Origin of the sequence: Streptomyces sp. NPDC004667 (assembly GCF_040609475.1) — a bacterium.
Classification (GTDB): domain Bacteria; phylum Actinomycetota; class Actinomycetes; order Streptomycetales; family Streptomycetaceae; genus Streptomyces.
Genome location: NZ_JBEXKC010000007.1, coordinates 72717 through 97665, shown reverse-complemented (window position 1 = coordinate 97665; position 24949 = coordinate 72717). Strand labels below are relative to the sequence as shown.

18 protein-coding genes are annotated in these 24949 nt (G+C 72.3%); 9 read left to right on the top strand and 9 right to left on the bottom strand.

Annotated elements, in window-relative coordinates; translation table 11 throughout:
* Nucleotides 1-23: 23 nt before the first annotated feature.
* The 3 genes from ABZW32_RS06175 to ABZW32_RS06165 all read right to left on the bottom strand — a co-directional run bounded on the left by ABZW32_RS06175 (nt 24) and on the right by ABZW32_RS06165 (nt 3663).
* Nucleotides 24-605, bottom strand: a complete 582-nt coding sequence (locus ABZW32_RS06175; RefSeq protein WP_356211800.1) for a TetR/AcrR family transcriptional regulator — start codon at nt 603-605, stop codon at nt 24-26.
* Between the two features lie 128 nt (nt 606-733).
* Nucleotides 734-1891, bottom strand: coding sequence for an agmatine deiminase family protein (locus tag ABZW32_RS06170; RefSeq protein WP_356211797.1), 1158 nt, complete (start codon nt 1889-1891; stop codon nt 734-736).
* A 119-nt stretch (nt 1892-2010) separates the two neighbouring features.
* Entirely contained in the window at nt 2011-3663 is a 1653-nt protein-coding gene (locus tag ABZW32_RS06165) for a serine/threonine-protein kinase (protein WP_356211794.1), read from the bottom strand.
* A gap of 110 nt (nt 3664-3773) precedes the next feature.
* Between ABZW32_RS06165 and ABZW32_RS06160 the strand changes: the two genes are divergently transcribed.
* From ABZW32_RS06160 to sulP, 8 genes are all read left to right on the top strand, one after another.
* Nucleotides 3774-4376 (top strand): helix-turn-helix domain-containing protein, encoded by a 603-nt coding sequence (locus tag ABZW32_RS06160; protein ID WP_356211791.1) that lies wholly within the window; start codon nt 3774-3776, stop codon nt 4374-4376.
* 176 nt (nt 4377-4552) lie between these two features.
* Complete coding sequence (locus tag ABZW32_RS06155) at nt 4553-5716, top strand: agmatine deiminase family protein (RefSeq protein WP_356211788.1); 1164 nt, start codon at nt 4553-4555, stop codon at nt 5714-5716.
* 420 nt (nt 5717-6136) lie between these two features.
* The gene (locus ABZW32_RS06150) at nt 6137-7372 is read left to right on the top strand and encodes a M4 family metallopeptidase (protein WP_356211785.1); all 1236 of its coding nucleotides are present in this window, start codon (nt 6137-6139) and stop codon (nt 7370-7372) included.
* Nucleotides 7373-7374: 2 nt separating this feature from the next.
* Entirely contained in the window at nt 7375-7671 is a 297-nt protein-coding gene (locus ABZW32_RS06145) for a protealysin inhibitor emfourin (protein WP_356211782.1), read from the top strand.
* 168 nt (nt 7672-7839) lie between these two features.
* Nucleotides 7840-8298, top strand: coding sequence for a three-helix bundle dimerization domain-containing protein (locus ABZW32_RS06140; protein WP_356211780.1), 459 nt, complete (start codon nt 7840-7842; stop codon nt 8296-8298).
* A complete protein-coding gene (locus ABZW32_RS06135) occupies nt 8298-9299 on the top strand; it encodes a polyphosphate kinase 2 family protein (RefSeq protein ID WP_356211778.1) in 1002 nt (333 codons plus the stop codon). Before ABZW32_RS06140 ends, ABZW32_RS06135 begins: the two co-directional genes overlap by 1 nt.
* Nucleotides 9300-9366: 67 nt before the next feature.
* Nucleotides 9367-12090, top strand: coding sequence for an HAD-IC family P-type ATPase (locus ABZW32_RS06130; RefSeq protein WP_356211776.1), 2724 nt, complete (start codon nt 9367-9369; stop codon nt 12088-12090).
* Nucleotides 12090-13820: a sulfate permease gene (gene sulP, locus ABZW32_RS06125; protein WP_356211775.1), complete on the top strand. Its 1731-nt coding sequence runs from the start codon at nt 12090-12092 to the stop codon at nt 13818-13820. Before ABZW32_RS06130 ends, sulP begins: the two co-directional genes overlap by 1 nt.
* A 16-nt stretch (nt 13821-13836) precedes the next feature.
* Here the strand turns inward: sulP and ABZW32_RS06120 are convergent, their stop codons facing one another.
* A complete protein-coding gene (locus tag ABZW32_RS06120; protein WP_356211773.1) occupies nt 13837-15177 on the bottom strand; it encodes a diacylglycerol kinase family protein in 1341 nt (446 codons plus the stop codon).
* Nucleotides 15178-15391: 214 nt separating this feature from the next.
* Nucleotides 15392-17395, bottom strand: coding sequence for a DNA helicase RecQ (gene recQ / locus ABZW32_RS06115; RefSeq protein WP_356211771.1), 2004 nt, complete (start codon nt 17393-17395; stop codon nt 15392-15394).
* Nucleotides 17396-17599: 204 nt separating this feature from the next.
* On the opposite strand from recQ, the gene ABZW32_RS06110 reads away from it, so the two are divergent.
* The gene (locus ABZW32_RS06110) at nt 17600-18355 is read left to right on the top strand and encodes a DUF4118 domain-containing protein (protein ID WP_356211769.1); all 756 of its coding nucleotides are present in this window, start codon (nt 17600-17602) and stop codon (nt 18353-18355) included.
* On the opposite strand, the gene ABZW32_RS06105 is transcribed toward ABZW32_RS06110, so the two are convergent.
* The 4 genes from ABZW32_RS06105 to ABZW32_RS06090 all read right to left on the bottom strand — a co-directional run bounded on the left by ABZW32_RS06105 (nt 18346) and on the right by ABZW32_RS06090 (nt 24925).
* Nucleotides 18346-18501 (bottom strand): DUF6131 family protein, encoded by a 156-nt coding sequence (locus ABZW32_RS06105; RefSeq protein WP_356211766.1) that lies wholly within the window; start codon nt 18499-18501, stop codon nt 18346-18348. The genes ABZW32_RS06110 and ABZW32_RS06105 overlap by 10 nt on opposite strands.
* A gap of 111 nt (nt 18502-18612) precedes the next feature.
* The gene (locus tag ABZW32_RS06100) at nt 18613-21315 is read right to left on the bottom strand and encodes a SpoIIE family protein phosphatase (RefSeq protein ID WP_356211763.1); all 2703 of its coding nucleotides are present in this window, start codon (nt 21313-21315) and stop codon (nt 18613-18615) included.
* A 152-nt stretch (nt 21316-21467) separates the two neighbouring features.
* On the bottom strand, nt 21468-23279 hold the full coding sequence (locus tag ABZW32_RS06095) for a VanW family protein (protein WP_356211761.1): 1812 nt from the start codon (nt 23277-23279) through the stop codon (nt 21468-21470).
* Nucleotides 23280-23479: 200 nt separating this feature from the next.
* The gene (locus tag ABZW32_RS06090; RefSeq protein WP_356211758.1) at nt 23480-24925 is read right to left on the bottom strand and encodes a glyceraldehyde-3-phosphate dehydrogenase; all 1446 of its coding nucleotides are present in this window, start codon (nt 24923-24925) and stop codon (nt 23480-23482) included.
* Nucleotides 24926-24949 lie beyond the last annotated feature (24 nt).

The following is a 24949-nucleotide window of genomic DNA, read 5'->3' as shown; positions in this document are numbered from 1 at the left end:
TCCGCAGGACGGGGGCGGGTTCGTCAGTTCTGCCGGAGTCCGTGGAGTTCGGCGTCGATGGAGGAACGCAGGAGCTCCTGCGCGTGTCCGATCCGCACACCACCGCTGAGCCAGCGCATGCTGAGCCCTTCGAGCAGCGCGGTGAGCCGTTCGGCCGCGGCGGCGAGCGAGGAGGCGGGCGCCATCGGCTGGATCTGGCCCAGCAGCGCGGCGACTTCCTGGACCCACACGAGGGTGGCGCGGGCGAGGTCCTCGCGCAGCACCTCGTCGAAGACGGCGCTGGCCCGCAGTTCGCCCCAGACCGAGCTGTTCTCCCGGACCTCCACGGTGTCCTGGAGCTCCAGCAGCAGGGTTTCCTCCAGCTCCTCGCGGGGGGAGAGCGGCGGGGAGTCCGGATCGCGGTCGGTGGTGTAGCGCTCCGCGCGGTCGTTGATGAACTCGAGGGTCTGGCGCAGGACCCCCGTACGGTCCTTGAAGTGGTAGTAGATCAGGGCGGTGGAGACACCGGCCTCGGCGGCGAGTTCCTCCACGCGCAGCCCGCGGACCCCGCGCCGGGCGATCACCCGGGCGGCCGCTTCGAGGATCTGAGTGCTGCGCGACGCCATGGCCGGCACTTTACCGGGGTGTTCGGGGTCGGCCGCAGGCGCCCCGTCACCCGGCGTACGGGCCCCGGGGGCGGACGGCGCCCGCACGGCGGCCGGGGCTGCCTCCCGCCCCCGGGGCCCGGCGGCCATCAGACGGCCGGGGGCACGGCCGGGTGCGACTGCGTGGCGCAGTGGATGCCACCGCCGCCGGAGGCGATGTTGTCGATGCGGACCTGGACCACCTGCCGGTCGGGGTAGGCGGCCTGCAGGATGGCGTACGCGAGACCGTCGGCGGCGGCGTCGCCGAACCGCGGGGCGATGACCGCGCCGTTCGCGGTGTAGTAGTTGGTGTAGCTGGACAGGAACTCGTCACCCTTGGCCGGGACGCGGGCGGGAGCCGGGAGCTCCGTGATGGCGAGGCGGCGGCCGCGGGCGTCGGTGGCGCTCTCCAGCACCCTCCGGGTCTCCTCGTAGACGGCGACCCACTTCGGGTCCGTGCCGGCTCCCGGCTTGTCCAGGATGACCCGCCCCGGACCCGTGAAACGGGCCAGGCAGTCGATGTGACAGTCCGTGATGTCCTGCCCGGCCAGCCCCGGTACCCAGATGACCTTGTCGATGCCGAGCGCCGACTTCAGGGCCTGCTCGACCTGCTCCTGGTCCATGCCCGGGTTCCGGTTGGCGTTCACCAGCGAGCTCACGGTGGCCAGCAGGGTCCCCTCGCCGTCGGTCTCCAGCGAGCCGCCCTCGCCGACGAACCCGGCCCCGATCCGGGGCACCCCGTACTCGTTGAGGAGGACTCCGGCCGCTGCCGCGTCGTTGGCGAACGGCTGGGCGTACTTGGTGCCGGTCTTACCCCAGCCGTTGAAGTTGGTGTCCACGCCGGCGATCGCGCCGGGGCCCACGACGAAGGTGGGGCCGAAGTCACGGATCCACAGGTCGTCGACGGCGATCTCGATGACGTCGATGGCGTACCGGTCGCCGCGCCCGCAGCGGTAGCGGGCGTCCGCGGCCTGAGCGGGGCGGGCCAGCATCACGACCGGCTCGAAGCGCGAGATCGCGTACGCGACCTCCGCGATGTCACTCCGTACCGCGTCGAGCTTGTTGCCCCAGACCGAGGAGAGGGCGGGCCAGGCCATGTAGGTGCGGACGTGGCGGTCGGTCTCCTCCGGCATCCGCAGCGGCGGAGCACCGGCGGGGGCGACGGCCGCCCGCGCGACGGAGGGCAGGCCCGAGGCGAGGGCGGCCAGCGGCAGGGCCGCCGCTCCGAGTCGGAGCACCTGTCGGCGGGTGGTGCGGAACGTGTCCATGGGGGGGCTCTCCCTGAGGGGAAGGAGTGGGATGTGGCGACATCCTGACCTTGACTGAAAATTCAGTCAAGCCCTTGGAACGCATCGCTCCGGCACGCCGGCCCGGTTCGGCACGAATGTCAGTTCCGCAGGAACTGGTCCACGACGACCGTGACGGAGCCGTCCGCGGGCGCCTCGAGCAGCCGCACGATCGCGATCTTGCTCCGGTCCGGGCTGCGCACGCAGAAGGGGCGCCGGTCCGCGAGGGCGTCGAAGGGCAGGGCGGCGACCGGCTTCGCCTCGATGCCGCGGACGCAGTCGGCGGCCGTCAGCTCCCCGGTGCCGGACACGAAGGCGTCCGACTCCTCCGACGGCACGAAACCCCGGCCGTCGCGCGCGAGGTACCAGTCCACCGTCGTCGCCGCCGCGACCTTGCCCGAGGTCAGGTCGAACTCGTAGCCCGAGTCCGGGGCGGTGAGCTCCGCCTTCGCGTAGCCGGGGCGGTAGGCGGGGCCCGCGGCGGCCCCTGGACCGTCGGCCCCGTCCGCCCCCTCGTCGGCGGGACCGTCCAGGAAGTACACGGCACCGGCGCACACCAGGAGGGTGGCGGCCACCGCCGGCAGCACCGTCCGCGCGCGCCGCCGTCCGCGCCCCCGCGCACGCCTGCCGGGTTCGGGCTCCGGCGCCGGTCCCGGGGCCGGAGCCGGAGCCGGGGCCGGCGGGGCGCCGGGCGCGGACGTGGCCAGGGCCGTCGGGGCGTGGCTCACCGCCCCGTACGGGGCCGGGGCCCCCGGGGCGGGCCGGTCGGGGCCGGGACGGGCGTGCCCCCGGTCTCCCGCCCGGTCGTGCCCCGAGTCCGAGCGACCCCCGCCCGACCGCTCTCCCACGTCGTCCAGGACCGGCCGGGGCAGCCAGCCGCCGGTGAACCCCGGCCGCGGCCCCACCGCGGGGTGGGCGTGCACGGCGGCGATCAGTGCGGCGGTCCCCGGCCGGTCCTCGGGGCGCTTGGCCAGGCACCATGCGACGAGGTCGTGCAGCTCGGGCGGAATGCGCGTGAGGTCGGGATGCTCGTGGACCACTCGGTACAGGGCACCGGACTCCGGCCCTTCGCCGAAGGGCGGACTGCCGCAGGCCACGTACGCGGCCAGCGCTCCGAGGGCGAAGACGTCGGTGGCCCCCGTCACCCGGAGCCCGAGGGCCTGCTCGGGCGCCATGAAGGCGGCGGTGCCGATCCGCAGGCCCGCACCGGTGAGGGCGACGGCGTCGGCCGCGCGCGCGATGCCGAAGTCGATCACCCGGGGGCCGTCCCCCGCGATCAGCACGTTGGCGGGCTTGAGGTCCCGGTGGACGACACCCGCCCCGTGGATGGCCTGGAGCGCCTCGGCGATGCCCGCGACGAGCAGCAGGACCGTGCGGACCGGCAGCGGTCCGTGCCGGTGCACCACCTCGTGCAGGGACGGGCCCGGGACGTAGGTCGTGGCGAGCCACGGCGTGTGGTCGTCGACGCCGGAGTCGACCACCTGGGCCGTGAAGAGCCCGTGGATCCGGCGGGCGCTGGCGACCTCCTGGGCGAAGCGTTCGCGGAACTCGGGATCCGCCGCGAACTCCCTGCGCACGGCCTTCAGGGCGATGGGGCGGCCACCGGGCGTGTAGGCCAGGTAGACCACGCCCATGCCACCGGAACCGAGACGGGCGTGGAGACGGTAGCCGCCGATGTGGCGGGGGTCGTCGGCGGACAGTGCCGCGGGCAGGGGCCCCGTGCCGGGTGGGGCGTCGGGCAGGCGCTCAAGCATGGGTGGGCTCTTTCGATGCGGGTGATGACCTGCGCGCATCGTGCCTGCTGACTAAACTTTCAGTCAATGTACTACCATACGAGACGAACACGGCAGGGCGGGATCGGACTGTGACCGACAACAAGAGAGCCATCCTCACGGGCGCCGCGCGGGTCATCGCACGTCAGGGCGTCCGGGGGCTGCGCGTGGCCGACCTGGCGGCCGAGGCCGGGGTCTCCACCGGCCTGGTCTACTACCACTTCAAGGACCGGCCCGGCATCCTGCGGCACGCCCTCGCGTTCATCGGGGACCGCGCGGACCGCTACACCGTCACCGCGCAGGGTTCCGCGGCGGCCCACCCGCCCGACCGGCGGACGCTCCTGGAGCAGACCCTGCTGCTGGAGTTCCAGGACGTGCCCGAGGTCCGCGAGAACAGCACGGCCTGGGGCGAGCTGCGGGCCCACTCCGTCTTCGATCCGGAGCTGCGGGACGAACTCGCGGCGGCGGGCGCGGCCTGGGTCGCGGAGGTCGCCGGCCACCTCGCCGCCCTCTGCCCGCGCGCACCCGCCGAAGCCGTCACGGCCGCCGCGGAGCGGCTGACGGCCCTCCTGGAGGGGCTCAGCGCCCGCTGGCTCAGCGGCCTGCTCCCGCTGCAGCACGCCCGGGGACTGCTGCGCGAGGCGATCCGAGTGGAAATCGGCCGCTTGGGTTCCCTCGGGGGGCAAATTGACTGAATTTCCAGTCAGTGCCACAGTGGCGGTACGAGGCCGCGTCTTTCTTCGCGTCGACCGGCCGTTCGCACCGCGGATCGCGCACCCTTGTCCTTGAGGCCTGTTTTGTCGGTCCATGCGACGAGTGCGCACGCCCCGGCCGATGCGGCGCATCGGCCGGCCCATGATCGGAGTTCCCCGTGCCCTTCCAGCCCCCCACCCGACGGACCGTCCTTCGCGCCCTCGCCGGCATCGGTGCCGCGATCGCGGGCGCCTCGGCCTGTGGTCCCGCGGCGGGCGGAGCCCAGGCGGGCGCCGCCGGCGACTCCTCCCCTTCCCCCGCCGCGGGCGCCAAGCGCCGTCTCGGCGCCGAATGGGAGAGCCACACCCGTACCTTCATGTCCTGGCCCGCACTCTCCTCGGTCTGGCACGAGGACCTGCCGTACGTACGCGAGGACATCGCGCGGATCGCCCGTGCCGTCGGACAGTACGAGGCGGTCGTCATGATGGCCCGGCCCGAGCAGGTGGACGCGGCGCAGCGCGCCTGCGGCAAGGACGTCGAGGTGATTCCGCTGGCCGTCGACGACCTGTGGGCCCGCGACATCGTCCCCGTCTTCGTGGAACAGGGCGGCAAGGTCACCGGTGTCGATTTCAACTTCAACGGCTGGGGCAACAAGCAGGAGCACAAGAACGACGGGGCGGTCGGCCGCAACCTGCTGCCGAAGTACGGGATCCCCCGCGTCCAGGCGCCCCTGGTCGCCGAAGGCGGCTCCTTCGAACCGGACGGCGAGGGCACCCTGCTGATCACCGAAAGTTCGATCGTCAACGACAACCGCAACAAGGGGAAGTCACGGGACACCATCGAGGCCGAGCTCAAGCAGACCCTGGGCCTCGAAAAGGTGATCTGGCTGGCCGGCGTGCGCGGCGAGGACATCACCGACGCCCACGTGGACAGCCTCGTGCGCTTCACCGCCCCCGGTGTCGTCCTGCTGGACCGCGCGCACCCCTCCACCCCGCCGGACTCCTGGTCCCGCTCCGCCGACCAGGCGAAGTCCGTCCTGTCCCGGGCGACGGACGCCCGCGGCCGACGCTTCGAGATCATCGACCTGCCCCAGCCCGACCTGGACAGGATCACGGGGCGGGGCGACGACTTCGTCTCCACCTACGCCAATTTCTACATCGCCAACGACGCGGTGTTCATGCCCGAGTTCGGTGACCGCCAGGCCGACGACCGGGCCCGCGGCATCCTGCGGGAGCACTTCCCCAAGCGGGACGTCGTGGCGATCCCGATCGACACCATCGCCTCGGGCGGCGGCGGCATCCACTGCTCCACCCACGACCAGCCCGGCAAGCCCGCGGCCTGACCGCCCGGCCTGCCGGCCCCCGTCCCGACGGACGCCCGCCCGAAGGCCCTCCGGAGCAACGGTCGTCCCTCGTGTTGCGTTTGCCGGTCGCTACGGACCGCAGGAGACTGGTGTTGTCAGCGTGACTGCGCCGCCGGAAACCGGGTTGGTCGGCGCCGACGCTCCTCCCGCCGCTTCCACAGCAGCGGATGTCCGCGGTCCGTCCGCGATCGGCCATGTTGAACGTCGAAGTACCGTCCACATGTTGACGGATTGATGGTTGAACGTCGACATGAACACCCCTTCGCCCCTTCCGTGGCCCCGCATCCGGCGGAGGCTCCCGTCACCCGGTCCGCGACGACCGGTGACCCGTGATCAGCCGAGCGCGCGGTCGCATTGATGAAGGCTCAACCGTCGGTCCTCTCTCTCAGGAGGTGTCCTATGAGCAGGACCCGACCCATCAACTGCATCGTTCCGCCGTACATCCTCGAAAAGCTCCTCAAGAGCGAGGACAGCGAGGTGCGCCGAGCCGCCCTGGACAGCCTGCTGATCACCGCCCGCCTGCACGGTGAGCGGACGGTCAGGGCGTCCTTCGCGGGCGCGGCCGCCCCCGGCAACGGACGGCGCACCGTCTTCGACTGCGAGCAGGAGGAAGTCCTCTCCGGCGCAGTCCTGGCCAGGACGGAGGACGGTCCGCAGTCCTCGGACCAGGCCGTCAACCGCGCGTTCGACGCACTCGGCATGACGCGCGATTTCTACAAGGAAGTGTTCCATCGCAATTCGATCGACGACAGGGGCATGCGCCTGAACGGATTCGTCCACTTCGGTTTCCAGGTCGACAACGCGTACTGGGACGGACAGGAGATGCTGTTCGGCGACGGGGACGGCATGGAGTTCAGCAACCTCACCGGATCCTCCGAAGTGATCGGCCACGAGTTGACGCACGGAGTCACCGACCACACCGCGGGGCTCGTGTACCACGGTCAGTCCGGGGCACTGAACGAGTCGATGTCGGACGTCTTCGGATCGCTGGCCAAGCAGTGGTCGCTGAAGCAGTCGGCCGACGAGGCGGACTGGCTGATCGGGGCCGACATATGGACCCCGGGAATCGCCGGCGACGCCCTGCGGTCGATGAAGGACCCGGGGCACGCGTACAACAATCCCCAGTTCGGAAAGGACCCCCAACCCGACCGCATGAGCAGGCTCGTCCACCTGCCCGACACCAAGCCCGGAGACTTCGCCGGGGTGCACATCAACTCCGGAATCCCCAACAGGGCGTTCTTCCTGACGGCCTCGCACATCGGCGGATTCGCCTGGGAGGCCTCCGGCAGCATCTGGTACGCATCGCTCAAGGCCACCGGCGCCCATGACCAGTTCGAGGATTTCGCGAGCACCACGTTCCAGAAGGCCGGGGAACTGTTCGGCACCGGCAGCCCCGAGCAGTCGGCGGTGCTGTCGGCCTGGCAGGAAGTGGAAGTCCCGATCAGGGGCGTCCCGACCGGAGTGGCCCGGGTGCGCAGTTTCGCGGTCAGCGGGAGCGGCCGCGCGAGCGGCAACGGACACGGCGGAGCGGCCCAGGACGACGGACTGGCGGCCCTCAGCCGGCAGGTCGGGACACTCACCGACAAGGTCACGGGGCTGGCGAAAGAGGTCACCGCGATGAAGACCAGCAGGTGAAGGTGTCCCTGGAGACATACGGCGGGCTGGCGGCGGTGACCAACCTCCGCCGCCCGCCCCTGGTGCTGGACACGGTCACCCTGCCCGAGGACGCCGCGGCCGAACTGGCCCGCCTGGTGGCGGCGGCCGACTCGACGCCCGGGGAGGAACCGGACGGCCGTGCCCGGGACGCGATGAGCTACACGATCACGGTGGAGGAGGGCGACCGCGCGACCGTCCTCGAACAGTCGGACGGCGCCATGACCCCCGCGTTCGCGACCCTGCTCACCTGGCTCAGGAAACACTTCGCGCGGCAGTGACCCACGACCACCCGGGAGCCCCGTCGGCCGGCGGGGCTCCCGGCCGCCCGGGGGGCGATCTTGGCGGGGCGAGCACACAATGAGCGCTGAGGATCCTCCTCGTGTCGACGGCGGGACGCGTGCTTGCGCGGTCGGGAGGCCACGGGCCATGGAAGCGGTGCAGCGGCCATGACGGTCGGAGAACGGGCTCCCCGAGCCGGCGGACACCGTCCCGCCGAGGGCTGGAGCGGCCCTGCCGGGCCCGTGGAGAGCGCCGGCCCCGTCACCCCGCCGGCCCCTCCCCCGCCCGGACGGCCGGACGAACGGACGACCGTACGGAACCTGGTGGCACGCTTGAAGGCCTCCTACCCGACGCTGGACGCGCTCACCGTCGAAGCGGCGGTCGGGGCCGCGTACGACTCGTTCCACCGGGCCAGGGTCAGGGCCTACATCCCGATCCTGGTCGAACGCCGGTCCCGCAGGACGCTCGACGCCGCGTGCCGCGCCGCCCCCGACGATGGCGCAGACGGCGGCGGGGCGGTCGCCCCGGAACCGGCGCGGAGGGATCCGACGCTCCCCCGGCCGTTACCCGCCCCGTTCCCGCAACGCGCCGTGCTCGCCCAGGACCAGCGAAGGGGTGGAAGCTGATGGCGGACGACAGAGCCGCACGCATCGCCGAATTCATCAGGCCCCTGAGGGTGAAACCGGGGTCGGAAGTACGTCTGGACCGGGACTTCGACCCCCGTTACAAGGCCGGTCTGAAGAAGCGGGACGGGATCGAACTGCTGCGGACCGGGGTATCGCTGCTGGCCGAATACCAGGAGCGGCTGGCCGCCCAGGACACGTTCGGCGTGCTGCTGTGCCTCCAGGCGCTGGACGCCGGCGGCAAGGACGGGACGATCCGCCACGTGATGAGCGGCGTCAACCCCCAGGGCGTGAGCGTCAGCGGCTTCAAGGTGCCCTCCAGCGAGGAACTCGACCACGACTACCTGTGGCGCTACGCCCGGCGGCTGCCCGGTCGCGGCGAGATCGCCATCTTCAACCGTTCCCACTACGAGGAGGTCCTCGTGGTCCGGGTCCACCCCGAGGTCCTCGCCCGGCAGAAGCTGCCGGACGAACCGTTCGGGCCGGACCTGTGGGACCGGCGCTACCGGGAGATCAACCAGTGGGAGCGCTACCTCACCGACAACGGGTTCAAAGTGGTGAAGATCTTCCTGAACCTGTCCAAGGAGGAGCAGCGCACCCGCTTCCTGAAAAGGATCGACCTGCCGGAGAAGAACTGGAAGTTCTCCGCGGCCGACGTACGGGAGCGCCGCCACTGGGACGAGTACCAGGAGGCGTTCTCCGAGATGCTGTCGGCCACGAGTACGAAGTGGGCGCCGTGGTACGTCGTACCGGCGGACCGGAAGTGGTTCGCGCGGATCTGCGCGGCGGCGGTCCTCGCCCACACCCTGATGGACATCGACCCCCGGTTCCCCGATGTGGGGGAAGAGGCGCGCAAGGAGCTGCTCGTCACCAGACGGGAGCTGGAGCAGGAGGCCCCCGCCGGTGTTCCGGCCGATCCGTACGCCGCCGCCCACCCGTCGGCCGGCCGGAGCGGCGGGCGGCGGGAGAAGGGGAGGAAGGGAAAGAAGGGGAAACGCGGCTAGGACCCGTCGGACCGGCACGCGACGTGCCCGGACGTGACGCTTCCCCGGCCACGAATCGGAGGCGACGATGACAGTGCGGTCGGATTCCGTGGGACGAGAGCCCCGCGCTCCGCAGGATCTCTGGTACACGCGGGCCCCCGAGGAGGTCGCGGCGGCGTTCGACGTCGATCCCGCGGTCGGCCTCTCCGGCGCGCGGGCGGCGGACCTGCTGGCCGCCCACGGCCCGAACGCGCTGCCCCAGGAGAAGCGCACCCCGACCTGGCTGCGGTTCCTGCGGCAGTACCGCAGCTACATGCAGATCGTCCTCGTGGCCGCCGCGGTCGTCTCGCTCCTCATCCAGCAGTGGACCACCGGCGTCCTGCTGATCTTCCTGACCCTGCTGAACGCGATCATCGGCCTGCGTCAGGAGGGCAAGGCCGAGAGCGCGATGAACGCGCTGCAGTCGATGATGAAGGCCACGGCCAGGGTGCGCAGGGACGGAACGGAGGCCGAGATCCCCGCCGAAGAGCTCGTCGTCGGCGACGTCGTGCTCATCGCCGCGGGGGACCAGGTGGCGGCGGACGGGCGCATCGTCAGGGCCAGCGCCCTGCAGATCGACGAGTCGGCACTGACGGGCGAGAGCGTTCCCGCCGCGAAGGACGCCGGTACGCTCACGGGCCCGCTCCCGGCGCCCGGTGACCAGACCAACATGGCGTTCATGAACACCCCGGTCACCCACGGCAGCGGCGTGGTCGTGGTCACGGCGACCGGCGCCGCCACCGAGCTCGGCAAGATCTCCGGAATGCTGTCGGCCACCGAGAAGGAGGTGCCGCCGCTGACCAAGGAGCTCGACACCCTGACCCTGTGGATCACGGCGGCGGCCGGCCTCACCATGATCGTGATGTTCGCCCTCGGGCGGCAGCGGGACCAGGCCTGGGACGTCCTGTTCGTCAGCGCGGTCTCGCTGGCCATCGCCGCCATCCCCGAGGCCCTGCCCACCGTGACCCAGGCCATCCTGTCCGTCGGCAGCCTCAACCTGGCGGAGCGCAACGCCATCGTCAAGGAACTGCCGTCGGTCGAGACGCTGGCGTTCACGTCGGCGATCAACTCGGACAAGACCGGCACTCTGACGATGAACCAGATGACCGCCGTGGAGGTGGTGACCCCCACCGACCGGTACAGCGTCTCGGGCACGGGCTACGAGCTCGCGGGGAAGGTCCACCACGCCGCGGGCTCCGCCCCGGACATCGAGGACGCGATCCTGCCCTACCTGGTGGCCAGCGACGCGAAACTGGTGGACGGCCGGGTGGTGGGCGATCCCACCGAGGGCGCGCTGCTGGTGCTCGCGCACAAGGCCGGACTGGACATCGAGGGCACCAGGGAGCGGCTCCCCCGGCTGGCCACGCTGCCGTTCGACCCCGGCTACAAGCTGATGGCCACCTTCAACGCGGCGGTCGACACCTCCGGGCGGGAGGTCGTCCGGTGCTTCGTCAAGGGTGCCGTCCCCGCGATGGTGGCACGGGCCGCCACCGCGCTCGCGGCGGACGGGTCCAGGCCGTGGGACGCCGAACTGGCGGCGCGCGCCGAGGCGCAGACCGAGCGGATGGGCTCCGAGGGCTACCGGGTGATGGCCGGGGCCACCCGTGACCTGGACCCGGCCGCCTTCGACCCGGAGGGCGACCTGCTCGCGTACGTCACCGAGCTGCGGATGACCAGCCTCGTCGCCATGGTCGACCCGCCCCGCGAGGAGGCCAGGGCGGCCGTGGCCGGCGCCCGGGCCGGGCACATCCGGGTCCGCATGGTGACCGGTGACGACGTCACCACCGGCGCGGCGATCGCCCGGCAGCTCGGCATCCCCGGCGAGGCCGTCCTCGGCGCCGACTTCGCGGCCATGAGCGAGGAGGAGCAGCTCGCCCGGATCGACGACATCGGTGTGGTGGGGCGCGTCGCCCCCGAGCACAAGGTGCTGCTCGCCGACACGCTCAAGAAGAAGGGCGAGGTCGTGGCGATGACCGGGGACGGGGTCAACGACGCCCCGGCCATCAAGGCCGCCGACATCGGCATCGCCATGGGCAGCGGCACGGACGTGGCGAAGAACGCCGGACGCATGATCCTCTCCGACGACAACTTCGCCACGATCGTCTACGCGGTGGAGCAGGGCCGCAGGATCTACGACAACCTCACCAAGTACATCCGGTTCGTGCTGCTCCTGCTGGTCACCTTCGTCCTGACCTTCCTCGGGGCCACGGTCTTCAACATCGCGGCCGGTGAGCCCTTCACTCCCCCGCAGGTGCTGTGGATCCACTTCGTGGTCAACGCCTCCTTCGGCTTCGCGCTGGGCTTCGACCGGGAGAGCCCCGGGCTGATGCTCCGCAGGCCGCGTCCGCGCGGGGAGTCGGTGCTGACGCGGCCCGTACTGGTGACGGTGGGACTGGGCGGCCTGGCGATCACCGTCCTCCTGCTCGGTCTCACCCAGCTCGGCCGGAGCTCCTCCGACGGCGCCGGGACCGGCCAGTCCGTCGCGTTCACCGCCTTCGCGCTGTGTCTGATCGTGGCGGCGTTCGAGTGCCGCAGCGAGACGGAGTCGGTGCTGACCCCGTCCACCTTCGACAGCAAGCAGATGAACTGGGTGGCGCTGGCCCAGTTCGTACTCGCGGTGCTGGTGACGCAGATGGACGGCTTCCGCCGCCTCCTCGGCACGACCGAGATCGACGCACGGCAGTTCGGCAGTGCGCTGCTGGCCGCCCTCGTGCTCCTGCTCCTGTGGGAGCTGGGCAAGCTCCTGGCCCGCCGGATGACCCGGGGCACCTGATGCGCGGGCGGCTCGCCACCCGTCTGCGGGCCGTTCCCGGAGTGCGTGCGGCGTCGTCCTACCGGAAGGAGTGGCTGGTCAAGGACCTGGTGGCCGGGGTCGTCCTGACCACGCTGCTGGTGCCGCAGGGCATGGCGTACGCGGAGCTGGCGGGCCTGCCGCCGATCACCGGCCTGTACACGACGGTGCTGTGCCTGCTCGGGTACGCGGTGTGCGGGCCGTCCCGGATCCTGGTGCTGGGCCCGGACTCCTCGCTGGGGCCGATGATCGCGGCGACCGTGCTGCCCCTGGTGGCGGCGGACGGGGACCCCGCGCGGGCCGTCGCCCTGGCGTCGGTGCTCGCGCTCATGGTGGCGGCCGTCATGATCCTGGCCTCGGTGGCGAAGCTCGGGTTCATCGCCGACCTGATCTCCAAGCCGACGATGATCGGCTACATGAACGGTCTGGCGCTGACCATTCTGATCGGTCAACTGCCCAAGCTGCTCGGCTTCAAGGTCGAGGCGGACGACCTGCTCGGCGAGTTCGCCGGCTTCGTGCAGGGAGTCGTCGGCGGGGACGTGGTGCCGGCCGCCGCGGCGGTCGGCTGCGGGGGGATCGTCGTGATCCTGGTCCTGCAGCGGCTGCTGCCGAAGGTCCCCGCGGTGCTCGTGATGGTGGTCCTGGCGATCGCCGCGGCCACCACCTTCGACCTGGGCGGGCGCGGCGTCGGTCTGGTGGGGGTACTGCCCGAGGGCTTCCCCCCGTTCACCATCCCGGACGTGCGGATCGGCGACCTGACGCTGCTGCTGGGCGGTGCGCTGGGCATCGCCCTGGTGTCCCTGGCCGACACGATCTCCAACGCGTCGGCGTTCGCGGCCCGCACGGGCCAGGAGGTCCGCGGCAACCAGGAGATGGTGGGGATCGGTGTCGCCAACCTCGCGGCCGGTCTCTTCCAGGGCTTCCCCGTCAGCACGAGCGGCTCCCGTACGGCGGTGGCGGAGCGCGCGGGGGCCAGGAGCCAGCTCACCGGGGTCGTCGGTGCGGTGCTCATCGTCCTCATGCTGGTGCTGGCCCCGGGCCTGTTCCGCAACCTCCCCCAGCCGGCCCTCGCCGCCGTGGTCATCACCGCGTCGCTGTCCCTGGCCGACGTCGCCGGAGCCGTACGGCTGTGGCGCCAGCGCCGGACGGACTTCCTGCTGTGCTGCGCCGCGTTCGTCGGCGTGGCCCTGCTCGGTGTGCTGCCCGGCATCGCGATCGCCGTGGCCCTGTCCGTCCTGAACGTCTTCCGGCAGACGTGGTGGCCGTACCACACCGTGCTGGGGCGGGTGCCGGACCTGGAGGGGTTCCACGACATCCGTTCCTACCCCCGGGCCCGGCAGCTGCCGGGCCTGGTGATCTACCGCTTCGACGCACCGCTCCTCTTCGCCAACGCCAAGGCCTTCCGCGACGAGATCAGGCGGCTGGCGGAGACGGAACCGCGGCCGAGCTGGATCGTGGTCGCGGCGGAGCCCATGACCGATGTGGACACCACCGCGGCCGATGTCCTGGAGGAGCTCGACGAGACGCTCAACGCGGACCGCGTGCACCTCGTCTTCGCCGAGCTCAAGGACCCGGTACGGCGCAAGATCGAACGGTACGAACTCACCCGCACCATCGACCCCCGGCACTTCTTCCCCACCGTGGAGGCCGCCGTCGAGGCCTTCCGTCGGGAGACCGGAGCCGAGTGGGAGCCGCCCGCCGACGGGCGGTGACCGCGCTCCGGGTGGATCAGGCGCCGTGCCGTCCCGCCGCGACGCGCCCCATCGTCAGGGCCAGGCGCCGTACCCGCCGCCAGTCCAGCGGCGGCGCGGTGCGCGGCACGCCGGGCCGGTTGCGGGGCACCCGCACGCGCAGGGCGCCGGGTTCGATGCGGCAGCGCACCGGGGTGGGCAGCGAGAGGGCCTCGCCGTCGACGCCGACCGCGACGGCGGGAGCGTCGCTGTCCACGACGACCTCGCGGGCGGTGGTCTCGGTCAGTCCCCGGCCCTGGCTGCCGCGCAGCAGGAGCTGCGTGGCCTCGGCGGCGTTGGCGACCTCCACGCACAACACGCCGAGCTCGCCGGAGTCCAGCCGCTCCCGACGTCCCAGACCCGCCGAGTCGCCCCTCTGGTAGGGGTTGTTGCTCACCAGTACGGCCTGGGGTCCGTCCGTGGTCAGCGGGCCGGCACGGACGCTCAGCCGGGCGCCGCTCTGGTGGGTCAACAGGTCGGGGAGCATCTCCAGGATGGTGCGGGCCTTGTCGTCGCGGTAGGCGGGACTCTGGACGACTTCCGCGTACACGCCGAACGAGGCGTTGTTGATGAAGACGCGCCCCGGACTCCCGGCCTCGGGCTCTCCGGCGTGGATGCGTCCGAGGTCGATGCGCAGTTCCACCGCGTCGGTCAGCGCCTCCAGGCAGGTGGACGGGTCCTGCCGGTCCAGGCCCAGGTCCATGGCGAAGTGGTTGCGGGTGCCCGCGCTGATCACCATGAAGGGGAGGCCGTGCTCCGCCGCCACGTCGGCGACCAGGGCCTGCGTACCGTCGCCGCCGGCGACGCCGAGGAGGTCGGCCCCGGCCTCGACGGCCCGCCGGGCGAGCGCGGCCACGTCCTCGTGCCGGTCCGGATCCAGGACGACGACCTCCGCCCCCAGGGCCCTGGCCCGCTCGGCGAGCCGGAACTTCTCGACCTTCCCGCCGCCGGAGCGCGGATTCATGATGAGGAACGGGCGCCCGACCGGGCCGACGGGCCGCTCCGGCATGCCCGGCGGGGAGTCCTCGGTCAGCGCGGTCCGGCCGGCGAAGACGGCCAGCGCCCACAGGCCGAGCGAGACCAGCACGACCCACAGCAGGTCGGCGGAGGCGTACAGGACCAGGACGGTGAGCGGCGCGGCGACCATGAGCACCAAGGCCAGTGCCCTGATCCAGCCGGTGTGGGTGAGCATCCACCAGGCACCGGCAGCGGTCAGTACCAGACCCGCCCACGCGGCTCCCATGAGCAGGAGGCTCGCGAGCCCGGCGAAGACGACCAGCACCACGACCGCCGCCACGCCCGCCGTCAGGGCCAGACGCGCCGCCCAGCGCCTGTTCATGGGGGCTACCTCCCGCCGCTCCACCGCGCACCGCCCGGATGCCCGGCCGGTGCGACCCGGGCGGGCCGACTTCCCGGAGACGCGGACGCCGACGCCGACGGGGATCCACTTCAGCGTACGAGCGGTCACCGTGCGCGGCACGTCCGTGGTGGGGCGGCCGGACGGCACGGGCGGCCGGGCCCCGGGACCATGACCCCGGAGGCCGGGCCCGCCCCTACTGCCAGTCCTCGTCCCAGGGCGGGTCCATCTCGTCGTCCAGGTCGAAGGGCGGCTCGTCGGCGTCGGGTGCCGACGACCGGGGCGCCGGCTCGGCCGGAGGCGGGGCGGCGGCGGGGCCGGGGGCAGTGCCGGTGGCAGTGCCGGTGCCGGCGCATTCCGCGAGGGTGGCGAGGACCCCCTCCGCGTACTTGGTGAGCTTGGCCTCGCCGACTCCGCCGACCGTGCCCAGTTCCTCCACGGTGGCCGGCAGCCGCGTCGCGATCTCGCGCAGGGTCGCGTCGTGGAAGACCACGTACGCCGGTACGCCCTGCTCGCGCGCCGTCGCGGCCCGCCAGGTCCGCAGGGCCAGGAACACCGGTTCGGCCGCGGCGGGCAGGTCGACCGGTACGCGGGCGCCCTTCCCGGAGCGCGCGCCGGACTCCTTGCGGGAAGGGGCGGCGACTGCCTTCTCCTTGCGCAGCGGGACGCTGCGGCGGCCTCCCAGGACCTCGCCGCTCTCGTCCGTGAGGACCAGCGTGCCGTAGTCGCCCTCGACGGCCAGCAGCCGCTGCGCCAGGAGCTGGCGGACCACGCCGCGCCACTCGGCGGTGCTCAGGTCGGCCCCGACCCCGAACACCGACAGCCCGTCGTGGTCGAACTGGATGACCTTGGCCGTCTTCTTGCCCTGGAGGATGTCGATGATCTGCCCGGCGCCGAACTTCTGGCGCCGTTCCTTCGCCAGCCGCCACACCGTGGACAGCAGTTTCTGCGCCGCGACCGTCCCGTCCCAGGACTCGGCGGGCGTCAGGCAGGTGTCGCAGTTCCCGCAGGGCTCGCCCGGCTGCCCGAAGTACTCCAGCAGCCGCACGCGCCGGCAGTCGACCGTCTCGCACAGGGCGAGCATGGCGTCCAGGTGCATGCCGAGCGAACGGCGGTGCGCCTCGTCGCCCTCGGAGCCCTCGATCAGCTTGCGCTGCTGGACCACGTCCTGCAGGCCGTACGCCAGCCACGCCGTGGCCGGTTCCCCGTCACGGCCGGCGCGGCCGGTCTCCTGGTAGTAGCCCTCGACGGACTTCGGCAGGTCGAGGTGGGCGACGAAGCGCACGTCGGGCTTGTCGATGCCCATGCCGAAGGCGATCGTCGCCACGACCACGATCCCGTCCTCCCGCAGGAAGCGCGCCTGGTTCGCGGCGCGCGCCCGGGAGTCCATGCCCGCGTGGTAGGCGACGGCCTCGACGCCCTGCTCCACCAGGAAGGCCGCCGTCTTCTCCACCGAGGCCCGGGAGAGGCAGTAGACGACTCCCGCGTCCCCCTCGTGCTCCGTCCTGATCAGCTCCAGCAGCTGCTTGAGCGGGTTGTTCTTGGGGGCGATGCGGTACTGGATGTTCGGCCGGTCGAAGCTGGCGACGAAGTGCCGGGCCTCGTCCAGGCCCAGGCGGGCCACGATCTCGGCGTGGGTGGCACGGGTGGCCGTCGCGGTGAGCGCGATCCGGGGCACCTTCGGCCACCGCTCGTGCAGCATCGACAGCGCGAGGTAGTCGGGCCGGAAGTCGTGGCCCCACTGGGCGACGCAGTGGGCCTCGTCGATCGCGAAGAGGGAGACCCGGCCCCGGTCCAGGAGCCGCTGGGTGCCCTCGGTGCGCAGCCGCTCGGGAGCCAGGTACAGCAGGTCCAGCTCGTCGGCGAGGAAGGCCTGCTCGACGGCCTGCCGCTCGTACGGGTCCTGCGTCGAGTTGAGGAATCCGGCCCGCACCCCGAGTGCGGTGAGCGCGTTCACCTGGTCCTGCATCAGGGCGATGAGCGGCGAGATCACGACGCCCGTGCCTTCTCTGACGAGGGCGGGGATCTGGTAGCAGAGCGACTTGCCGCCGCCGGTCGGCATCAGCACGAGTGCGTCACCGCCGCCGACGACCTGCTCGATGATCTCCTGCTGCTCACCGCGGAAGGATCCGTATCCGAAGACGCGGTGCAGCACCTCCAGCGCAGGGGAGGTCTCGGGGGAAGCGTCCGTAAGGGCCATCCACGAAGCCTATCGGCAGCCGCCGACACCCCTGCCCCACAGGCGGGAGCCTGTGGACAACCGGCGGGCCGGGGCTCTTGGCGCGTTCCCTACGGCCGCGCCGCCCGTCTTCACGCGCCCTTGACGGCGGCGCGGGTGGCCCGCCGCGCCGGCGAGGGCAGGATGGAATGGGGGCCGGGAGGGCGGGCGAACAGGAGGCACGACATGTCCGGGTACCGACTCCGCGACCCCGCCGCCCTGCTCGCGGCGCTGGTGGTCCCCTTCCTCGTAGCGCTGGCGCTGACACCGCTGCGCGGCGATCTGTCGCCGACGAACGCGGCTCTGGTGCTGGTCGTCGCGGTGGTCGCGGTCGCCGCCGCCGGGACGCGCGCGGCGGGGGCGGTGGCCGCCCTCTCGGCGGCCGCCTGGTTCGACTTCTTCCTCACCGCGCCCTACGGGCGGTTCGTCATCACGGGCCACGCGGACGTCGTGACGGCGGCGCTGCTGCTGGCCGTGGGCCTGATCGTCTCGCAGCTGGCGGTGCGCGGGCGCCGGCTGCGCTCGGCCGTGGCGACGGACGCCGCACAGCTGTCGAGCCTGCGGCGGTCCGCCCGGCTGGCCGAGTTCGGCGGCTTCCCGGACACGGCGGTCCAGTACGTGGGCCGGGAGCTGACCGGCCTGTTGGGGCTGCGCGGCTGCCGCTTCGAGTACGGGACCCTGATGGGGCACCTGCCGCGGCTGGAACACGACGGCGGCGTGTGGTGGCGCCGCGGGGACCGGGTGACGGAGTACGCGAACTGGCCGGACGGCGAAACCGAGCTGCGGGTGGTCGGCGGCGGCCACTACTACGGGCGCTACCTCCTCGACCCGCCGCCCGGCCGCCCGCTGCCCGCGGAGCAGGACCGCCTGGTGGCGGTCGCGCTGGCCGCGCAGGCCGGGGCGGCCCTGGACACGGCGGGCCTCTCCGCGGGTCACCAGTAGTGGCGCCGGCCGCCGACCGCGTGTCCGACCGAACCGAGGATCCACAGCACCGCACCCACCACGAGCAGGATGATCCCCAGGGTCCACAGGATGGAGATGCCGGTCAGGAAGCCGATGAGCAGGAGGATCAGTCCGATGGCGATCATGGTGTCCCTCGTCTTCCGGTAGGGAGGCGGTGCGAGATGCGATCCGCCGGGGTGTGACTCCCGGCGTCTACCCGCCGATCCCGGTCTCACCGGTTTCGGGCCCGTCCGGTTTCAGAGGGGTTCCACGTCCAGGAAGGCGGCGAGTGCGGATTCCGCGGTGTCGGGCGGGCTTCCGGGGGCGCCGGGAAGGGACTGTTCCGCCCAGATGACCTTGCCCTCCGGGGTGTAGCGGGTCCCCCAGTGTTCGCTGAGCTGGGCCACGAGGAAGAGTCCCCGTCCGCCCTCGTCGGTGGTGGCGGCGTAGCGCAGGTGCGGGGCGGTGCTGCTGCCGTCCCACACCTCGCAGGTCAGGGCGTGGTCGTACAGGAGCCGCACGCGCACCGGCCCGGAGCCGTGCCGCAGGGCGTTGGTGATCAGCTCGCTGAGGATCAGTTCCGTGGAGAAGCCCAGCTCGGACAGGCCCCACGCGTCGAGCTGGCGGGCGGCGGCGTTGCGTACGGTGCCCACCTCGCTCGGCTCGAACGGCACCTCCCACTGGGCGACGCGGTCGGCGCCGAGGGTGCGCGTGCGCGCGATGAGCAGGGCCACGTCGTCGGTCGGGCGGGCCGGCAGCAGCCGGTCGAGGACGGCCCGGCAGCTCTCCTGCGGGTCCCGGTCCGGATGGCTGAGGGCGGCGCGCAGCAGCTCCAGCCCCTCGCCGATGTCCCTGGTCCGCTCCTCGACGAGCCCGTCGGTGTACAGGACCAGCTGGCTGCCCTCCGCGAGGTGCAGCTCGGCGGTCTCGAAGGGCATCCCGCCCAGTCCGAGCGGGGGCCCGGCCGGCAGCTCCACGAACTCGGTCCGGCCGTCGGGGGCGACCAGGAGGGGCGGCAGGTGCCCGGCCCGCGCCACCGTGCACAGCCGGGACACCGGGTCGTAGACGGCGTACAGACAGGTCGCGCCGAGTACGCCGCCGCCCGGGTCGGCGGCGTCGTCCGCGTCGTGGTCGATGCGCTGCACGAGGTCGTCCAGGCGGGCGAGGATCTCCTCGGGCGGCAGGTCGAGGGAGGAGAAGTTGTGGACCGCCGTGCGCAGGCGGCCCATGGTGGCCGCCGCGTGCAGGCCGTGGCCGACGACGTCCCCGACGACGAGGGCGACGCGGCTGCCGGACAGCGGGATCACGTCGAACCAGTCCCCGCCCACCCCCGACTGCGCGGGCAGGTAGAAGTGCGCCACGTCGACGGCGCTCTGCTCGGGCAGGGCGCGGGGCAGCAGGCTGGTCTGGAGGGTCACGGCGAGGGCGTGTTCACGGGTGTAGCGGCGGGCGTTGTCCATGCTGACGGCCGCGCGGGCGACGAGTTCCTCGGCCAGGGACAGCTCGTCGTCGTCGAAGGGCTCGGGCTTGCGGGAGCGCCAGAAGTTGACCACTCCCAGGACGACGCCACGGGCGGTGAGGGGGGCCGCGATCAGCGAGTGGATCCCGAAGTCGATGATGGCCTCGGCGCGCGGCGGGTCCTGGGCGTGCCAGCCGGGCGCGTCGGAGAGGTCGGGCACGAGCTCCGCCTCTCCGGTGCCGTAGCCGCGCGCCTGTGGGGTGGAGGGCAGGAAGTCGATCAGCCGGCCGCGGGGGTAGAGGGGGTGGTCGGAGCGGATGCCGCTGACCGCCGTGCGCCGCATGTCGGCCCCCGGGCCGGGTTCGTCGCCGTCGAGCACGGCGTCGGCGAGGTCGACCGTGACGTAGTCCGCGAAGCGGGGGACGGCGACGGCGGCGAGTTCCTCGGCCGTGCGGACCACGTCGAGGGTGGTGCCGATGTCGACGCCCGCGTCGTAGAGCAGTTTGAGGCGCCTGCGGGCGGTCTCGGCCCGGCTGGTGAGGATCCGCATCTCGGTGGAGTCGCGGATGGTGACCGCGCTGCCCTCGGCCCGGCCCCGGGTGTGGGTGGGGCGCTGGTTGACGACGAGCAGCCGGTCACCGGCCTCCAGTACCTCGTCGGTGGCCACCCGGCCGGACAGCAGCAGGTCGGACATCCGGCGGTCCAGACCGGGGACGTCGCCGATGTAGCGCCCCTCGGCGCCCTCCGGCAGCCCGAGGAGCCGTTTGGCCTCGTCGTTGGCCAGCAGCAGCCGCCCGTCGCCGTCGGTGATCACAACGCCCTCGCGGACGGCGTGGAGCACCGCGTCGTGGTGTTCGTACATCCGGGTCATCTCGTGCGTGCCGAGGCCGTGGGTCTGGCGGCGCAGCCGTCTGCTGATCAGGGCCGTACCGCCGGTGGCCAGGGCCAGGCCGGTCGCGATGGCGAGGAGGATGACGGGGAGCTGGCGGTCGACGACCCCGCTCACGTTCTTGACGGTCAGGCCCGCCGACACCAGGCCGACGACCTTGCCGTCGGCGGCCTTGACCGGGACCACGGCCTGGATCTCCCGGCCGAGCGGGCCGTTGACGCTCTCGGTGTAGGTGTGCCCGGCGAGGGAGGGCGCGATGGTGCCGACGAAGCGTTTGCCGATGCGGTCCGGTTTGGGGTGGGAGTAGCGGATGCCGTTGGTGTCCATCACGACGATGAAGTCGACGCCGGCGTCCTTGCGCGTGGACTCCGCGAGGGGCTGCAGGATCGTGGACGGGTGGGGGGTCTTCAGGGCCCCCTGGAGCCCGAGGGAGTGGGCAAAGGTTTCCGCGACGGCGACGGACCGGTTGCGCGCCTCCCGGTCGACGTCGTGGCGCGACTGGAGCAGCAGGGCGATGAGCGCTCCGGTCGCGAGCAACACCACGATCGCCACCTGAAGGACGAATACCTGTCCGGCGACGCTCCGGAAGCGCTTGCCTACGGGTGACCGCACCGACGTGCCCGGCGCGGGTGGCGGCGAGGAAGGGTCACGCACCCAGTTGTAGCACTTCCGGATGGCCGCGGCCCCCGGCGGGCGCGAAATGCGTCCCGCCGGTCACGCGCCGTGTCGCGGCGCGTGCGGGCCCGGCCCGGTGCGTGGCGCTCCTACCGGGGGGCGGAGGCCGCGGCGAGGGCCGTGGTGGACGGGGCCTGCGAGGTGGGCGCGGCCGGGGTGGCCGGGGTGGCCGCCGGGGTCTGCGGGTCGCAGGTGACCTCGTCGCGCGGGGTGTAGTGGGTCTTGAAGTCCTCGTGCCGGACCGTGCGCCCGCCCTGGACGAAGTCGCGTCCGACCTGGACGTCGAAGCCCTCCAGCGGGGTCTGGACCTCGCAGGCCGGCCCGCTGCCCGTGATCTTGGCGGGCGGGGTGACCTGGGTGCGCGGCCCCTTGGTCGCCTTGATCTCGTCGTACTTCTTGGTGCCGAGCAGGGTGATGGTCAGCGAGGTGTCGGTGGAGTGGGCCTGCACGTAGAGGGCGTGCCCGGTGTCGTTGACCCAGCGCAGGTCGAGGGTGCCCCAGGCGACGGTGGCCTCGCGGCCCTCGGGGTAGCGCTCGATGTAGAACGAGTGCGCGCCGTGTTCGACGAGCTTGACGCCGCCGAAGAAGGCGGCGTTGTACATGGTGGTGGCGACGGCGGAGACCCCGCCGCCGGGCGACTTCACGAACCGGCCTTCGTTGATCATGATGCCGTCGACGAAGCCGTTCTCCTTCGTGCGCTCGCCGACGGTCCGGTTGAAGCTCCACTCCTCGCCCGGCAGGACGACGGAGCCGTTGATGAGCTCCACGGCGCGGCCGATGTTGGTGGTGCGGTAGGGCGCCGCGGGGAACTGGACGGTGAAGGAGGAGACCTTCTCCTTGATCCCGAGCCGCCGGGCCTCGGCGCTGGTGAGGTCGGGCTGGACCTCCTCGGTGGCGACCTCGCCGCTGCGGCCGGCGCCCGTGCCGGTCAGCAGGGGCATGACGGCGCGTCCGAGGGCCGCCTGGGTGACCTGGTGGCCCGGGCGGGCGTCGGTGTCCACGGCCACGCGGCCGGCGGCGTCGAGGCCGAGCACGGCGTCGCGCGGGGCCTGTACGGCCCGCTCCACGGGTCGTGCCACGGCGGGGTCGGCGAGCAGGCCCTTGGAGTCGAGGGCCGGTACGAGGCGGCCCCGGGCGTCCGGGTTCATCGTGAGGTGCTCGCCGAGGACGGCGGGGGTGATGGGTATCCGCTGCCCGGCGACGGCGACCGTCACCGGCCCGGACATCGCGGGCCGCGCGAAGGCCTCCAGGGCCCGGTTCGTCTCCTCGGCCCCGACGTGCGGCTCCCGGCGCTCGACCGGCATCACGACGGGATCTGTGGCGCCGGCGAGGTAGGCCGCACGGAGGGTGTCCAGGGCCCGGTCCTCGATCAGGTCGATGCCCGGCCGCGCGGCGACGGCCTTGACCGCGCCCTTGTCGAAGGTGATCGACCCGTCGCGGACCTGCTGGCGGGTGCTCTCGTCCAGACGTCCGAGGGCGGCCCGGGCGGTGGGCTCGTCGACCCGGATCACGGGCTCGACGTCGCGGTCGCGGTCGCCCGCGGTGAAGAGCCTGCCGATGACGGTGACCGGGTCGTGGCCGGTGCGGGCGGCCCGGTCGACGGTCGCCCCGGTGTCGAGGGAGAGGCCCAGCGCGGCCGGGTCGGCCTTCTCGACGCGGTCGCCGATCTTCATGGCCACGGGCGCCGCCGCGCCGGGTCCCAGCGCCCGGTCCAGCGCCTGGCGGGCCTCGGCGCGGCTCATGCCTCCGATGTCCACGCCCCGCACCCGGGTCCCCTGGTCGATGTCGCCGCCGGTCACGAGTCCGGTGACGTACAGGCCGCCCAATCCGAGTACGGCGGCTCCGCCCACCAGGGGCAGAGCGATCCGCCAGTTGCCCGTCCTGTTGCCCGCGCGTGCCATGTCACTCCCTGGCGCGCCGACCGGCAGGCGGTCGGCGCTGGGCCGCGGCAGCAGCCCGTAGATGACGATTACCGAACCCCCATGATTGACCGAAATGGGTGATTTCGGGGCAACATGTAATGGTTCTCACGCACACGGAAAAGGCGCCTGCCCCGAGCGGGAGCTCGGGGCAGGCGCCTTCGCGCGCAGGGCGGACCGGATCAGACGACCGGGACCGGGTACGTCGGGTACTCGACGCCCGAGACGTGCTGGACGACCCGGATGACCTGGCAGGAGTAGCCGAACTCGTTGTCGTACCAGAGGTAGAGGATGGCGTTGTCGCCGTCGACCTTGGTGGCGCCGGCGTCGACGATCGAGGAGTGGCGCGAGCCGACGAAGTCCATGGAGACGGCGTCGGGGGCCGTGGTGAAGTCGATCTGGCGCTTGAGCGGCGAGTGCAGCGAGACGTCGCGGAGGTAGTCGAGGACCTCCTCGCGGGTGGTCTCGCGGCCCAGGCGCAGGCTGAGGATGGCGATCGAGACGTCCGGGACGGGGACGCGGATCGAGCTGCCGGTGATCGGCGCCTTGAGGTCCGGCAGCGCCTTGGCGACGGCCGAGGCGGCACCGGTCTCGGTGATGACCATGTTCAGCGGCGCGGAGCGGCCGCGGCGGTCGGCCTTGTGGTAGTTGTCCAGCAGGTTCTGGTCGTTCGTGAACGAGTGGACGGTCTCCACGTGGCCGCGCAGCACGCCGTACTCGTCGTCCATGGCCTTCAGCGGCGGAACGATCGCGTTGGTGGTGCAGGAGGCGCAGGACAGGATCTGCTCGTCCGGCTTGATGGTGTCGTGGTTGACGCCGTGGACGATGTTCGGGACGTCGCCCTTGCCCGGAGCGGTCAGGACGACCTTGTCGATACCGGGGCGCAGGTGCTTGGAGAGCCCCTCGCGGTCGCGCCACTTGCCGGTGTTGTCGATGAGGATGGCGTCCTTGATGCCGTACGCCGTGTAGTCGACCTCGGACGGGTCGTTGGCGTAGATCACCTTGATGGTGTTGCCGTTGGCGACGATCGTGCTCGTCGCCTCGTCCACGGTGATGGTGCCCTGGAACTGGCCGTGGATGGAGTCGCGGCGCAGCAGCGAGGCGCGCTTGACGAGGTCGGCCTCGCCACCGCCGCGCACGACGATGGCGCGCAGGCGCAGGCCGTTGCCGGAGCCGGCCTTCTCGATCAGCAGGCGGGCGACGAGGCGGCCGATGCGGCCGAAGCCGTAGAGGACGACGTCGCGGCCGGCGCCGCGCTCGATCTTGTTCTCACCGGTGGCGCCGGCGACGGCCTCGGCGGTGAAGGCCTCGACCGACAGGCCGCGGTCGTCGGCCTTGTAGTCCGAGGCGAGCATGCCGATGTCGATCTGGGAGGGGCCCAGGTCCAGCGTGGTGAGCGCCAGGAGGAACGGCAGCGTCTCGGTGACCGAGAGCTCCCCGCCGGCGATCTGCCGGGCGAAGCGGTGGGTCTTGAGGATGCTGACCACCGACTTGTTCACCAGGGAGCGGCTGTGCAGCAGGATCGTCACGTCCCGCTCGCGGTGCAGCTTCCCGATGATCGGGATCATCGACTCCGCGATCTCTTCGCGGTTCTTCCAGTTGGTGAACGAGTCCTCGTTGACAGTCACAGATCCATCTTTCGAGCTAGGCAG